The sequence below is a fragment of the Halanaerobiales bacterium genome, from assembly GCA_035270125.1.
GTDB lineage: Bacteria > Bacillota > Halanaerobiia > Halanaerobiales > DATFIM01 > DATFIM01.
This window is the reverse complement of sequence record DATFIM010000039.1, coordinates 1-15633: the sequence shown is the minus strand read 5'-3', so window position 1 is coordinate 15633 and position 15633 is coordinate 1. Positions and strand designations below refer to the sequence as shown.

The window sequence follows — 15633 nt, the reverse complement described above, 5'->3', positions numbered from 1 at the left end:
AATAGAAAGGATGGTTATTATGAAATATTTCAAAAAAATAGTTGGTGAAAGAATTTATTTATCTCCTGTTAATCCAGAAGATAATGAAAAATATGTTGAATGGTTAAATGATCTTAAATTATCTTTAAATTTGACTATGGCCCCAAAAATTATTTCTCTAGAAAAAGAAAAAGAGATTTTAGAAAATATGAGCAAGGAAGGATATAATTTTGCCATAGTAGAAAAAAATGAAGATAAACTTATAGGTAATTGTGGGTTAATGGATGTTGAATTTGTGCATGGAACAGCTGAATTGGGAATTTTTATAGGAGAAAAAGATTATTGGAATAAGGGGTATGGCACTGAAGTAATAAATTTATTGTTGGATTATGCTTTTAATATTTTAAATCTTAATAATATAATGCTTAAAGTTCATTCTTTTAATAAAAGAGCGGTTAAATGTTATAAAAAATGTGGGTTTAAAGAAATTGGTAGAAGAAGAAATGCATTTATAGTGGGAGAAGATAAATATGATGACATTTTCATGGATATTTTAGCTGAAGAATTTGAGGGGCGCATCCCCAATTTATTAGGTGATTAATATAAAGAAGGTGATAAAATGGATATTGAATTAAAAGAGTTAACTAAAGATGATGGTAGAGAAGTATACGATATGCTCCAGGAAATTGTATCAGGAGAAAATGGATTTCAAAATAAAGCTTATGGACTAACTTATAAAGAATATAAAGAGTATCTTTCAGATAATGTTGATATGGCAAATGGTATAGGTTTAAAATCGGAATATGTGCCCCAGACAATTTATTGGTTCTATATAGATGGGAAAGCGGTTGGAATGGCTAAACTCAGACATTATCTTAATGAAAACTTAAGAAAAATTGGGGGTCATATTGCATATGCAATAAGGCCTGAAGAAAGAGAGAAAGGTTATGGTAAAAAACTCTTAAATGAATTATTAAAAAAAGCTAAAGAAAAAGAAATTAAAAAAGTTTTAATTACTTGTGATAATGATAATTATGCTTCTCGTAAAGTTATAGAAGCAAATGGCGGCAAATTATCAGAAATAAATAATGGAGAATGTAAATACTGGATTATTTTATAAAATATAAACATCAAAGGAATTGATATAAAATGCAAAACTTGAATAAAAGTAGTTATAAAAAAGTAGAAAAAATTTTCCGAAAATTTTCTGATAACTTGGCTATTAAATCAATAATTGATAATAATACAAGAGGACAAATTTATGTAGATAATATTCAAAAACCTGAAACTGCTCTTATCTGGAATGAAATAACAGAGTTATTTATTAGTGGCAGGATTTCAGATGAAGTTGTTGAAAAATTATCTATTTTAATTAATGAAAAATTAATTCCTGCAGCAAAAGAAGGTTATATTCCAGGTTTTAATATTTATTACCCATCTAATACCTGGAGAAATAAAATAAATATTATCTTTGATAATTATGAAATTAAAGATATTGATAGACAATTCTATGAATTTGATAAGCTTAAATATAAATGGAAAGAAGAAATAAGTAATAATCTTTATTTGAAAAAAATAAGCTGTTCTACCTTTGAACAGAATTATAATAATTTAAAAAACATGAAAGGATGGATAAATTCTTTCTGGAAAAATTGCAGAGATTTTGAAGAAAAAGGTATTGGCTATTTTTTATTAAAAAATAATCAAATAGTTAGTTGGTCATTTTCCGTATATGTTAAAGATAGGGACTATGAACTTGCAGTAGCAACTATAAAAGAACATCAAAAGAAGGGATATGCTAAATTAGTAGTTGCTAGAACAGTTTTAGATTGTATAGAAAAAAATTTAAATCCTCAATGGCACTGTGATAGCAAAAATATCCCTTCACTTAAAGTTGCTAAAGATATTGGTTTTAAAAAAGTAAAAGATTATAAAATTGCAGGTATAGAATTTTAATTATTATTGAAAAAATGAATAATCTAGAGGAAAGGTTTTACCTTATAATGGTCAGTATAAAACTGACTATTATAAGGTTTTTTTATTTAAAAAAAATTTTCAAAAACCTTGACAAAAGCAAAAAATAATTATATACTTATAGTGTACTAGTTAAATGGTGCACTAATAAATAAAATCAATTAATAATATATTGTATTTTTCGAGAGGCAGAGCTAGAGAAAGGGGGAGAAAATGAAGTTAAAATATGATGCTTCTAAACCTATTTATGAACAAATTATTGATAAAATAAAAAAGATGATTGTAAGAGGTGAATTAAAACCAGGAGATAAACTCCCATCTCAAAGGAAAATGGCTAAAAAAGTTGAAGTTAATCCAAATACTATTCAAAGAGCATATAGGGAAATGGAAAATTTGGATCTGGTAGAAACTAAGAGAGGGCTAGGGACATTTATAATAAATGATGAAAAAATAGTAAAAGAAATTTCAGAGGAAATGGCAAATAGAACTGTTGATAAATTTATAAGTGAAATGAAATCACTTAGTTTTAATGAAAAAGATATTTTGCAGGTAGTTAAAAAGAACTTAGAAAAAATTTAAAGGAGGAAAATTTAATGGAACTAAATAGAAGTTATGTGGTAGAATTAAAAAATATTCAGAAAAAATATCCTGGTATAAAAGCTTTAAAAGGAATTGATTTGAAATTACCTGGAGGAAAAATAACTGGTTTAATTGGCCCCAATGGAAGTGGTAAATCAACAATGTTAAAGATAATTGCTGGATTGACTCAGGCTACAGGTGGAGATTTGAAAGTTTTTGATAAAAAACTTGATTACAAATTAAAAAATGAAATTGCCTTTCTGCCGGAAATAAATCATTTTTATGATTGGATGAAAATAGAGGAAGTAATCAATTTTACTAATAATCAATTTAGTAATTTTGATACAGATAAGGCTGAAGAGATAACTGATTTTATGAATTTGAAACCTGAAATGAAAATTAAAGATCTATCAAAAGGGATGGTTGGAAGAGTAAAATTAATCTTAGCAATGTCACGAAATGTACCTTTAATAATTATGGATGAACCACTTGCAGGGATTGATCCCAAATCAAGAGCCCAGATTTTAGAAAGTTTAATAAGTGAATATAATGCTGAAACTCAAAGTATTATATTATCAACTCATGAAGTATTAGAAGCAGAGAAATTTTTTGATTATGTAGTTTTTTTAGAAAATGGAGAAATTAAATTACAGGGTAATGCTGATGATTTAAGAAAAGAAAGAGAAAAATCAATACAGGATATGTCAAGGGAGGTTTTTGTGTAATGAAAAGTTTTATATCTCTTTATAAAAAAGAAATAAGGTCAATGTTATTTTTCTTACTAGTAAGTATTTTAATTGTGCTTGCCTGGGAGTTGTTTTTATTTTATAAAAGTAGTGTTTGGCCCAGTGAATTAATTTTAGGTTTGAGTTTTTTGCCAACATCATTTTTCCCACTTATTATGCTCTGGCAGGGTTATCAATCTTATAGACATGAATGGAAAGATGATACCATATATATGTTATTAACCTTTCCTTCACCAGGATGGAAAATAAGTCTTGCAAAATTAGCTGCCGGTTTTAGCTATTATTTATCAGTTGTTTTATTTACAGCTTTAATGGTATTTTTGATTAACGATAAAAGTTTTATTTCGCAATTACCATCTTATATATCAAAAAGCTATATTTATAAAACATCTTTTTTAATAGGTATAGCATATATAGTTTTTGGAATGGTTCCTTATATCTTAAGTCAATTTTCCTGTCTTGTAAGTAGATTTTATAGCAGGTTTAAAGGATTAATTAGTATTGTAGTATTCATATTGACAAATTATTTAATTTATAGAGTTGCATCATTAATATCACCAATATTTAATTGGTTGCCTAATATACCTGTCAAAGGATTTAGTGTATCAATGGGTGAAGTTACTTTTCAAACTATATATCTTAATAGTGCTCCAATTGTTAGTTTATTATTAATGATATTATTTGTTTTTTATCTGGGTTCATTATTATTAGAAAAATATTTGGAAGTTTAAGGAGGTAATTCATTTGAAAAAAAGTACTATTGTTACTGTTTTGATAATAATTTTAATTGGAATTATGATCACAGATTTTAATTTAGCTGGTTCAAATGTATTTGAATTATTTTTTAGAAGATTAGAAACTAATACTTTTAATGAAAATACTGTCAGTTTTAATAATGAAACTAATACCAGTCATAAATCCTCAATTGATCGGGAATTGATAATTGAAAGAGAAGGAAGAAATAAATTTATACTAAATAATAATCTTGGTTCTATAAAAATAAATGGAGAAGAAAGAGAAGATATTGATATTAAAGCAACTATAACAATTTATAGTAATAAACAGGATATAGCAGAAAGCTATGCTAAAAAGGCAGAAATTACAACATTAAAGAAAAATAATAGTATAGAAGTAAAAGTACCAGTTGAAAACAAACCAGAAGAGGTAAAAGGAGTAAAAGTTGATTATATAATAAGTGCTCCTAAATCAATGTATTTAGAATTAAATAATAAATTTGGTCTTTTAGAGGTAAGCAATTTCAATAATGGTGTTGACCTTTCTAATAGATATCAAGAATCTATTATTAGAAATATTGGAGGAGAAGAAATTACTATAACTAATAAATTTGGAAATTTAAAATTAAGTGAGATATCTCAAGGGAAAGAGATGCAAGTGACAGCCGCTTATAATAGAACTAGTGTAGAAAATATTGAAAGAGATATGAAAATAAATGCAAGTTATGGTGATATTAGTTTTTATAATATAAAAGGTTTAATCTTAGATTCTAAGTATACAAATGTGGAAATTGATAAAATAAATGGTAAACTAAATTCAGATATTGAATTTGGTAATATAGTGGTTAATAATGTAATAGATGATACTAAAATAGATGGTAGATATGCTGACGTTACGGTAGAATTAGATAGAGAATTAAAAAATTATGAAATTGATGGAGAAACTAGATATGGTGATATAAGAGTTAATTTTGGTGGTAGTAGTGTTCAGGAAGATAATAAAAAAGAGTTTAATTATCAACAGGGAAATGGTGAAAAGAAGATTATTTTAAGTACATCATATGCTGATTTGAATATTCAACATAAATAATAAAAAGCTCTGGATTTTTCAGTCCAGAGCTTTTTTGTTTTTTGAAAAAATATTAAATACTCTCTTTTTCTAATCTATAAAAAACCTTTTTTAAAGTAAAATATAACCAGACACTAGCTATAATTATATTTACTAATTCTGATATTGGAAATGCATACCAGAGAGTAGAAAGTCCAAATTTATTTCCTAAAATATACATTAAAGGAAGTAAAATTATAATTTGACGTGTAAATGATTGAATTAAGCTTGGTAATCCTTTTCCTATGGCCTGAAAAGTTGTAGAAACAATTATTGCAGGTCCAATTATAGGAAAAGCAAGACTTATAGTTTTTAAAGCAGTTTTCCCAATTCTAAGAAGTTCAGGATCACTATTAAAAAGTTTTATCAATTGAACCGGTATTGTTTGAAATATTATAAAGCCAGAGGTCGTAAAAGCAAAAGCAACTAAAAATGTATATTTAATAGCTTTTTTTATTCTTTCTGGATTTTGATGACCATAATTATAACCTATTAAAGGCATATAACCCTGATTTAAACCAAAAACAGGCATAAAAACAAAAGATTGGAGTCTAAAATATATTCCGCCAGCAGCAATAGCAGTATTAGAAAAAGAACCTAAAATTCTATTCATGCCTCCTAACATGAAACTTGCCATAAACTGCATGACCATCGCTGGAAATCCCACCTGATAAATTGATTTTATTATTGAAAAATCAAAATTAAAATCAGAAAAATTTAATTTCAATTCATTTTTATCACTAAAAAGCATAAATATAAGGAAAATTCCACTAATTGACCTTGCTAAAACAGTTGCAACTGCTGCTCCCTGTACTCCTAATCTTGGAAAAAAGGAAAATCCAAAAATAAAAAAGGGATCAATAATAATATTTATTACAGCTCCCAGGACCATTGCAATCATTGGGGTAACAGTATTACCTTCTCCCCTTAATATATTATTTGAAATCATGGGGAAAAATAGAGCAATTCCTCCAATTAATATTACACTAATATATTCAGTACTAAGAGCAATTAAAGTAGGATCATTAGTAAAGAATTGTATCAATTTATCTGCAAATAAAAAACCAACAATAGCAGATAAAATTCCATAAGTAATAGTAATTAAAATTACATGCTCAGCTGCATTTGAAGCTCTTTTTTTATTGCCTTTTCCAAGAAGTCTTGAAATAAGAGAGCTTGTACCTACTCCTGTTCCTACAGCTATTCCAATAATAATAAGCTGGATTGGAAAACTTAATGATAAAGCTGAAAGTCCATTTGTGCTTAATCTTCCCACATAAATACTGTCTACAACATTGTATAAAGCCTGAATAGCCATGGCTATAATAGAGGGTACAGATAATTTAAAGAGCAAAGGTAAAATGGGTTCTGTTCCCATTCGCTCTGACTTTTTATTGAGTTTCATAAAACCACTCCTAAATTTAAATAAAAATAATAAATAAATTAATAATACTACACAATATGATATATTATAGGGCCTATATTGTCAATTTTTACAATTGAATTTTTTTGCTAAAAAGTGTATAATTAAATCAATCATAAAATGAAAATTATCACAAAGTTGAAGTAAAAGGAGTGTTAAATGTGAAATTACTTCAAACAGTTAAAGATGACTGCCATGAATGTTATGCCTGTGTCAGAAATTGTCCTGTTCGTGCAGTTCAAGTTAATGATGGGAGAGCAGAAATTATAGAAGAAAGATGTATAAATTGTGCTCAGTGTATAAATATATGTTCCCAAAAAGCAAAAGAAGTTTATAATTTTAAAAATGAAATTAAAAAAATATTAAATTCTGAGAAAAAGGTAATTGCTGGTCTTGCCCCCAGTTTTCCCGCTTCTTCTGAGGCAAGTTTTGCTGAGTGGAAAAATATATTGAGAAAAATTGGATTTAATAAAATATATGAAGTTGCCTGGGGTGCAGAAATGGTTATTGAGGAATATGAAAAACATCTTAATAATGCTGAAAAAACAGTATTATCTTCTACCTGTCCGGTAGCAGTTAAATTTATAGAAAAATATTATCCTGAACTTGTTAAAAATTTAGCTCCTATAGTATCTCCTATGAAAGCTTTAGTTAAATATATAAATGAAGTAGAAGATGATGATTATCAGATTGTAATGATTGGTCCCTGTCAGGCTAAAAAAGATGAACTTATGGAAGAAGATAAAGTTGTCGGAACCTTAACTTATAATGAATTATTTGAAATTACTGAGGAAGTAGATAAGAAAAAGGAAAATTTTAATGACAATAATTTTTTGAAAAGTAAGAAAAATTCAATTGAAAATAATCAACCTTCCAGTGATTCCAGGAAAATGGCTCTTGCCGGGGGATTGTTAAATGCACTTAAAAATAAGGATATTTCTAATACTTCTATAAGAGTTGAAGGGGAGGAAAAAATAAGAGATTTATTTAACTCAATTCTTGAGGATGAATTATCTCCTGATTTTGTAGATTTATTATTTTGTGAGGGTTGTATTAATGGAGTTGATCTAGCGAATAAAGGTTATTTCAAAAAAATTAAATCTGTTAATGATTTTGTAGAAAATGAAGTAGTTAATAATAGAAGAGCAAAGGAAAATGAATATAGTGGAGAAAAACCAATATATATAAAAGAAATCTGTGATCATCTCGATCTTTCAACTCATTTTAATAAAGATTCAAAAATACTACCAGCTGCTAGTGAAGATGAAATTTGGGAAATATTAAATAAAACTAATAAATATAAAGAGGCTGACTTATTAAATTGTGGGGCCTGTGGCTATGAAACATGTAAAAACAAAGCATTGGCAGTTTATCAGGGGATTGCAGAACTTGAGATGTGTTTACCTTATTTAGTATCTGAAAAAAGAGATGAAATAAAAAAAGTACAAAAATTAAATATTGAGTTAGATAGAATCATAGATTCTTCTTTTGATGGAATGGTAGTAATAGATGCCAAAGGTAAGATTATAAGGGTTAATAATTCTTATCTTAAAATGATTAATTCTAATCAAGAAAATGTTATAGGAAAAAATATGAATAAATTAGAAAAAGAAAAAGTAATTTATCCTTCAGTAGCATTGCTTTCTTTAAATGAAAAAAGAGAAATTTCTCTTATGCAAAAAAGTAAATCTAATAAAAGAATACTTGCTACTGCTACTCCTGTTTTTGAAAATAATGGATCTTTATCAAAAATAATTGTTAATGCTCGAGATTTAGAAAAGTTTTATAAAGTTATGAAAAATAACGATGAAAATAAAAAGTTAAAACATTATTTAGATAAAGAAAATGATGAAATAGAAACTGATTCTGGTTATATTATTAAAAAATCTCTGGCAATGAAGAAAATAATAAATATGGCTGAAAGAATAGCAGCAAGTGATTCTACTGTTTTAATAACTGGAGAATCTGGAACAGGAAAAGAGGTTATTGCTAGATATATTTATGATAAAAGTGAAGAAAGAAATAATTTTGTTAAAATTAATTGTGCAGCTATTCCCGAAACATTACTTGAATCAGAATTATTTGGTTATGAAACAGGGGCTTTTAGTGGAGCAAAAAAAGAAGGGAAGGCAGGAAAAATCGAATTAGCTGATAATGGTATCTTGTTTTTAGATGAAATAGGAGAATTACCCTTAAATATGCAGGCTAAATTGCTTCAGGTAATACAGGAACATAAAGTTAGTAGAATTGGTGGTGTTAAATCAATAGATGTAGATTTTAGATTAATTGCGGCAACTAATAGAGATTTAGAAAAAATGGTAAGGGAGAATAAATTCAGAGAGGATCTTTATTACAGATTATATGTAGTGCCTATAGAAATACCTCCACTTAGAAATAGAAGAGAAGATATTAAACCACTGGTTGATTTAGTTAGAAAAAAAATGAGTAGAAAATATGATAAAGAAATTGTTTTTACAGAAAACAGCTATGAATATTTAGAAAAAAGGAAATGGTCCGGGAATGTTAGGGAATTAAATAATTTAATTGAAAGAATAATAGTAACTTCAAGTGAAAAAATAATAACTAAAAATAAGTTGGAGAAATTTATAAAAAATACTGAATCAAGATCTGAGCCTTCTATAGCTATAAATGAATTAATGCCTTTAAAACAGGCTGTAACTAAAGTAGAAAAAAGATTATTAGAAATGGCAAAAGAAAATGGAGCATCTACCTATGATATAGCTGACAAGTTAAATGTAAATCAATCAACTGTGGTCAGAAAATTAAATAAATATTTCAAAAAATAAATTATTTGATGCAAAAACGCATTAAATGATGCATTAACGCATTAAGACTATAACAGGCTTTGTTCCAGACCTCACCTATATATAGGTGAGGTTTTTTCATATTTTAAATGCAAAATTGCATTAAATCTCAGTAGTGAAAATTACAATATAGCTGATGATTTGTAAAAAACCTGCTAATATAGGGCTGATCGGCTAAAAAAAATGATGGCATGGTATTTGCAACATTAAATAAGTGAACAAGTATTTTGTGAAAAAATTCTTATTTAAATCTACATTATTTTTTTAAAAAATATAACTTATTATTTATTTCACAAGGAGGAAAAAAATGGAGAATACCAAAGAAAAAAATATCAATAAGGAAGAAGAAATTGATTGGAGGGAAGTTAACGAAAAAATCGATAAGTATATTGCTAATGTAGGAAATGACAGTGATGCTTTAATAGAAGTTTTGCATAAAGTACAGGCATTGCTGGGTTATATTCCTAAAAGAGTACAAAAAAAGATAGCCAGAGATCTAAATTTAGCTCCTGGTAAGATTAGTAGTGTTATGTCTTTTTATGCTCATTTTTCAGATAAACCTCAGGGTAAATATCAAATTGCAATTTGTAAAGGTACAGCCTGTTATGTTAAAGGTTCAGTAGATATTATTGAAAAAATAGAAGAAGTTTATGATATTAGTTCTGGAGATACAACTGATGATGGAATTTTTTCTCTAGAAGTAGTAAGATGTCTGGGTGCCTGTGGGCTTGCTCCTGTTATGACTGTAAATGGAAAAGCTCATGGTTTATTAAATCCCGATAAAGCAGTAAAAATATTAGAAAAATATAAAAATGGTGAAATGTAAGGAGGGCATATTGTGAAATTAAAAAATAAACTTGATGACATTAAAGAAAACTATTTTAATACTCAAAAAGATAATAAAGAAATAGTAATAGCAGTAGGAATGGGCACCTGTGGAATTGCTGCCGGGGCTGAAGAAGTATGGGAAGCAATAAAAGATGAAATTGAAAATAGGAATTTAGAGAATATTAAATTAGAAAAAACGGGATGTATTGGTCTTTGCGCTAGAGAACCTCTTATAGAAATAAGAGAGAATAATGAATCCACTTTTTATGGTGATTTGAATAAAGAAAGAGTAAGAGAAATTGTTTTTCAACATATTGTTCAAAATAATATTATATCAAAATGGACTATTGATACAGGAAATGACTTTTTTAAAGATCAGAAAAGAATTGTATTAAAAAATTGTGGTAAAATTGATCCTGAAAGTATAGAAGAGGCTATAGCTAATGAAGCATATCAAGGAATAGCAAAAATATTAAATGAAATGGAATCAATAGATGTTGTTAATTTAATAAAAGAGGCAAATTTAAGAGGACGGGGAGGAGCAGGTTTTCCTACTGGTTTGAAATGGAAATTTGCTCATGATAATAATGCAGAACAAAAATATTTAATTTGTAATGCTGATGAAGGTGATCCTGGAGCATTTATGGATAGAAGTATTTTAGAAGGAGATCCACATAGATTAATAGAAGGAATGGTAATTGCTGGATATGCTATTGAAGCAACTAAAGGTTTTATATACTGTAGGGCTGAATATCCTTTAGCCTTAAAAAGATTGAAAAAAGCAATTAAAGATGCAAAAGAAATAGGTATATTAGGAGAAGATATTTTTGGAAGTGGTTTTAGCTTTGATTTAGATATTAGATTAGGTGCAGGAGCATTTGTTTGTGGGGAAGAAACTTCTTTAATTTCATCTATTGAGGGAGAAAGAGGAGAACCTAAACCTAAACCTCCTTATCCTGCTGAAAGTGGACTCTGGGAAAAACCAACAATTATTAATAATGTAGAAACCTTAGCTAATGTACCGGAAATTGTTAGACATGGTAGTGAATGGTTTAAATCATTTGGTACTGAAAAAAGTCCGGGCACTAAAGTTTTTGCTCTAGCAGGTAAAATAAAAAATAATGGACTTGTAGAAGTTCCAATGGGAACTAAGATTGGTGAAGTTATTTTTGATATTGGTGGAGGCTTAGAAAATGGAAATAAATTCAAAGCAGCCCAGACTGGAGGTCCTTCCGGTGGCTGTATACCTATAGAACATTTAAATGTATCAATAGATTATGAGTCTTTGCAGGAATTAGGAACTATTATGGGCTCTGGTGGAATGATTATTATGGATGATCAAACCTGTATGGTTGACCTTGCTAAATACTTTATAGATTTTTGCAAAGATGAATCCTGTGGTCAATGTACTCCCTGTAGAATTGGTACAACAAGAATGTTAGAAATATTAGAGAAAATTACTAATGGTGAAGGTGAATTAGAAGATATAGAATTATTAAAAGAAATGGGTGAAGTTATTAAAGACTCTGCATTCTGTGGACTAGGTCAAACAGCTGCAAACCCAGTATTAAGTACAATTCGATATTTTGAAAATGAATATAAAGAGCACATTGAAAATGATTATTGTGAAGCTTCAGTTTGTGCTACCTTATTTAATTCACCATGTCAAAACTCCTGTCCCGCTAATGTAGATGTACCAATGTATATTGATCTTGTTCGTCAGGGAAAATATAAAGAAGCTTATAAAGTTGTTCAGGAAGAAAATCCGCTGGTTTTAATTTGTGGAAGAGTTTGTTATAACCTATGTGAAAATTCATGTAACAGGAATTCTATAGATGAGGCTTTAGCTATAAGAGAACTTAAAAGATTTGTTAGTGATCATCTTTTAGAAGAAGAGGGAGCTTTTCCTGTTCCAGAAATAGAAGAAGAAAAAGAAAAAGAAGTAGCGATAGTTGGTTCAGGTCCTTCAGGATTAACTGCTGCTTTTTATCTCAGGAAAAAGGGTTATAAAGTAACTGTTTTTGAAGCAGAATCAGTTGTAGGTGGAATGTTAGCTACTGCTATCCCAGAATATCGTTTGCCGAAAGAACTTTTAAATGAAGAAATTGCAGTTTTAACTACTATGGGAGTTGAATTTGTTGTTAATACTGAAATTGGAAAGGATATTACTTTAAAAGAACTTAAGGATAGAGGCTATTGGGCAGTATATATGGCTGTTGGTGCCCAGGAAGACCGCTCACTTCCTATAGAAGGTAATGAATTGCCAGACGTATATTCAGCATTAGATTTATTAAGAGATATAAATCTCGAAAAAGATATTAATATGGAAGATAAGAAAGTGGCTGTTATTGGCGGCGGAAATGCTGCAATTGATATTGCTCGTAATTTAGTTAGATTAAATGCTGATGAAGTTAATATTGTTTATAGACGTACTGAAAAAGATATGCCTGCTCATAAAGAAGAAATTGAAGAAGCAAAATATGAACAGGTAAAAATGCATTTTCAAGTTAATCCGGTAAAAGTAATAAGTAAAAATAATAAAATCAAAGGTCTTGAATGTGTTGAAATTAAAGGTGGGGAATTTGATAATAGTGGTCGAAGAAAACCTGAAGAAGTAGAAAATTCTAACTTTGTTTTAGATGTTGATGTAGTTGTTTCTGCAATAGGACAAAATGTTAATGATGATTTTAATAATGGCAATTTGGAACTTGAAATGGATTATGGTTCTTTAATTTCAGTTGATGATGATCATAGTACTAATATTCCCTGGATTTTTGCAGGAGGAGATTGTGTGACTGGACCTTCAACTGTAGTTGAATCTATACAACAGGGAAAAGAAACTGCTCGTTCAATAGATAAATATCTTGGCGGAGATGGAGTAATTGTTCCTAAAAAACAAAGAGAAAGAAAAATAAATTCTGAAATTTTACAGGAAGAAAAAGATAGAGTAAAAATGCCTACCATTTTACTTTCTGAAAGAAAAAAAGGATTTATAGAAGTAGAAAAAGGTTATTCTAAAGATCAAGCAGTAGAAGAAGCAGAACGTTGCCTTCGCTGTGACGTTGAAGATAAATAGAGGGGGATAGAAATGACTGACAAAAATATTACATTGTGGATAGATGATGAAAAAGTAGAAGTTAAAAAAGGTAAAACTGTACTTGAAGCGGCTAAAAAGATTGGAAGAGAAATACCAACTCTGTGTTATTTGGAAGAAATAAATGAAATTGGGGCCTGTAGGATGTGTATTGTGGAAGATGAAAAAACAGGAGAAATAAAAGCTTCCTGTATTACTCCAGCAATTGATGGTATGGAAATAAAGACAAACTCAAATAAAATTAGAAAAACTAGAAAGATGAATTTAGAATTTCTTCTTTCTAATCATACAATTGATTGTCCGACATGTATAAAAAATGATGACTGTGAATTAAGACTTTTAGCTGAAAAATTAGGGATTAGAGATAATAGATTTGAAGGAAAGAAAACAGAATATGCTAAAGATGATTCTACACCTTCTTTAATCAGAGATCCGGAAAAATGTATATTATGTAGAAAATGCGAAAGTGTTTGTAGAGAAATACAAACAGTGGAAGCTATTATGGCAGAAGGTAGAGGTTTTGAAACTACAATAAGTGCCTCTTATTATGATAATTTAGGAGATAGTTTATGTGTATTATGTGGTCAGTGTGCCAATGTTTGTCCTACTGGAGCTATTGTTGAAAAAGAATATATTGATGAAGTCTGGGAAGCACTTTATGATCAAGATAAGCATGTAGTTGTTCAGACAGCACCAGCAGTAAGAGTAGCTCTTTCAGAAGCTTTTGACCTTGAACCGGGAACTATTTTTACTGGAGAAATGGTTGATGCCCTAAAAAAATTAGGATTTGATAAAGTTTTTGATACAAACTTTACTGCAGATCTTACTATTATGGAAGAAGCTACAGAATTGATAGGAAGAATTCAAAATGATGAACCTTTACCTCTCTTTACTTCCTGTAGTCCTGGCTGGATTAAATTTATAGAGCATCAATATCCAGAATTTCTCGATCATATTTCTTCCTGTAAATCTCCTCAACAAATGTTTGGAGCCATTGCAAATAGTTATTATGCAGAAAAAAATAATATAAATCAAGAAGATATAGTGGTGGTTTCAATCATGCCCTGTACAGCTAAAAAATATGAAGCTAATCGGGAAGAAATGAAAGATGATGTAGATTATGTTTTAACTACAAGAGAATTGGGAAGAATGATAAAAGAAGCCGGTATAGATATAAATAAATTAAAAGAAGTAAAACATGATAAACTTCTGGGTACTTCATCAGGAGCAGCGGATATTTTTGGTTCCAGTGGAGGAGTAATGGAGGCTGCCTTAAGAACTGCTTATGAGTTTATTACTGGTGAAGAATTAAAAGAATTAGATTTTGAAATGACCAGAGGTATAAAAGGTCTTAAAGAAGCCGAACTTGAAATTGCTGGAATTAATTTTAAAGTAGCTATTGCAAATGGTCTTGGTAATGCAAGAAAGATATTAGAAAGAATTAAAGATGGAGAAGAGTTTCATTTTGTAGAGTTTATGGCCTGTCCTGGTGGCTGTATAGGTGGTGGAGGTCAACCCAAAGCGCCCAGGGATGAAGTGATAGAAAAAAGACTGGAAGCTTTATATAATATAGATAAAGGAAAAAAAATACGGAAATCTCATGAAAATCCATATATTAAAAAAATATATGATGAATATTTAGAAGAACCTGGTAGTCATAAGGCTCATATACTTCTTCATACTGAGTATACAAAAAGAGGAATTTAAATATTAAGTATAAAAGAGGGAGAATTTTCTCCCTCTTTTATTATGTGAAAAAAGATGTTAAAATACTAATGAGGTGTTTTTAGTGAATAAAGAAGTTAAAAATTTAAAAAAAGGTGATATAATAGAAATTGAAATTGATGACCTGGCTTATGGAGGAGATAGGGTTGGCCATTATCAAGGTATAGCTGTTTTTATTAACAGAGGTGTTGTTGGGGAATTAGTTAAAGCAAAGATCTATAAATTTAAAAAAAATTATATAAGAGCAGAATTTTTAGAAGTAATAGAAAAGTCTGCTAAAAGGGTAGAACCTCCCTGTGAGATTTATGAAAAGTGTGGAGGATGTCAGTTGCAGGAGATTAATTATGACTATCAATTGGAATTAAAAAATAAAATAATAAAAGATCAGTTAAATAAAATTGGAGAATTAAAAAATTTTAATTTAAATAATATTAGTGGTATGGATTATCCCTGGCATTATAGAAATAAAGCTCAATTTCCTTTAAAAGAAAATAATGAAGGAGAAATTATGGCTGGATTTTTTAAAAGAAGAAGCCATGATATTGTTCCCCTGGATAATTGCCCTATTCAACATCAATTGATAAATAGAATTACTACTAAAACTTTAGAGTTATTGAA

At 28.8% G+C, this 15633-nt stretch carries 13 protein-coding genes; 12 read left to right on the top strand and 1 reads right to left on the bottom strand.

The window, feature by feature from the left end:
- The 7 genes from VJ881_02110 to VJ881_02080 form a co-directional block, all read left to right on the top strand.
- On the top strand, window positions 1-580 hold a 580-nt coding region (locus VJ881_02110), incomplete at its 5' end, for a GNAT family protein (GenBank protein HKL74835.1).
- 18 nt (window positions 581-598) lie between these two features.
- Window positions 599-1099, top strand: coding sequence for a GNAT family N-acetyltransferase (locus VJ881_02105; protein HKL74834.1), 501 nt, complete (start codon window positions 599-601; stop codon window positions 1097-1099).
- Between the two features lie 29 nt (window positions 1100-1128).
- Window positions 1129-1935, top strand: a complete 807-nt coding sequence (locus VJ881_02100; GenBank protein HKL74833.1) for a GNAT family N-acetyltransferase — start codon at window positions 1129-1131, stop codon at window positions 1933-1935.
- A 231-nt stretch (window positions 1936-2166) separates the two neighbouring features.
- Window positions 2167-2532: a GntR family transcriptional regulator gene (locus VJ881_02095; GenBank protein ID HKL74832.1), complete on the top strand. Its 366-nt coding sequence runs from the start codon at window positions 2167-2169 to the stop codon at window positions 2530-2532.
- 14 nt (window positions 2533-2546) lie between these two features.
- Window positions 2547-3257: an ABC transporter ATP-binding protein gene (locus VJ881_02090; GenBank protein ID HKL74831.1), complete on the top strand. Its 711-nt coding sequence runs from the start codon at window positions 2547-2549 to the stop codon at window positions 3255-3257.
- Window positions 3257-4009 (top strand): ABC transporter permease, encoded by a 753-nt coding sequence (locus VJ881_02085; GenBank protein ID HKL74830.1) that lies wholly within the window; start codon window positions 3257-3259, stop codon window positions 4007-4009. The genes VJ881_02090 and VJ881_02085 overlap by 1 nt, the downstream gene beginning before the upstream one ends.
- A 13-nt stretch (window positions 4010-4022) precedes the next feature.
- Complete coding sequence (locus VJ881_02080; protein ID HKL74829.1) at window positions 4023-5102, top strand: hypothetical protein; 1080 nt, start codon at window positions 4023-4025, stop codon at window positions 5100-5102.
- A 52-nt stretch (window positions 5103-5154) separates the two neighbouring features.
- Here the strand turns inward: VJ881_02080 and VJ881_02075 are convergent, their stop codons facing one another.
- Window positions 5155-6525: an MATE family efflux transporter gene (locus tag VJ881_02075; GenBank protein ID HKL74828.1), complete on the bottom strand. Its 1371-nt coding sequence runs from the start codon at window positions 6523-6525 to the stop codon at window positions 5155-5157.
- A 179-nt stretch (window positions 6526-6704) separates the two neighbouring features.
- Here VJ881_02075 and VJ881_02070 point away from each other — a divergent pair, with 179 nt between their 5' ends.
- From VJ881_02070 to VJ881_02050, 5 genes are all read left to right on the top strand, one after another.
- A complete protein-coding gene (locus VJ881_02070; GenBank protein HKL74827.1) occupies window positions 6705-9350 on the top strand; it encodes a sigma 54-interacting transcriptional regulator in 2646 nt (881 codons plus the stop codon).
- A 325-nt stretch (window positions 9351-9675) separates the two neighbouring features.
- Window positions 9676-10194 carry an NAD(P)H-dependent oxidoreductase subunit E gene (locus VJ881_02065; GenBank protein ID HKL74826.1) on the top strand — a complete coding sequence of 173 codons (519 nt, stop codon included), beginning with the start codon at window positions 9676-9678 and terminating at the stop codon, window positions 10192-10194.
- A gap of 12 nt (window positions 10195-10206) precedes the next feature.
- Window positions 10207-13272 carry an NADH-quinone oxidoreductase subunit NuoF gene (gene nuoF / locus VJ881_02060; protein ID HKL74825.1) on the top strand — a complete coding sequence of 1022 codons (3066 nt, stop codon included), beginning with the start codon at window positions 10207-10209 and terminating at the stop codon, window positions 13270-13272.
- 12 nt (window positions 13273-13284) lie between these two features.
- Window positions 13285-14997 carry an NADH-dependent [FeFe] hydrogenase, group A6 gene (locus VJ881_02055; protein HKL74824.1) on the top strand — a complete coding sequence of 571 codons (1713 nt, stop codon included), beginning with the start codon at window positions 13285-13287 and terminating at the stop codon, window positions 14995-14997.
- Between the two features lie 82 nt (window positions 14998-15079).
- A partial coding sequence (locus tag VJ881_02050; GenBank protein HKL74823.1) for a TRAM domain-containing protein occupies window positions 15080-15633 on the top strand: 554 nt, incomplete at its 3' end.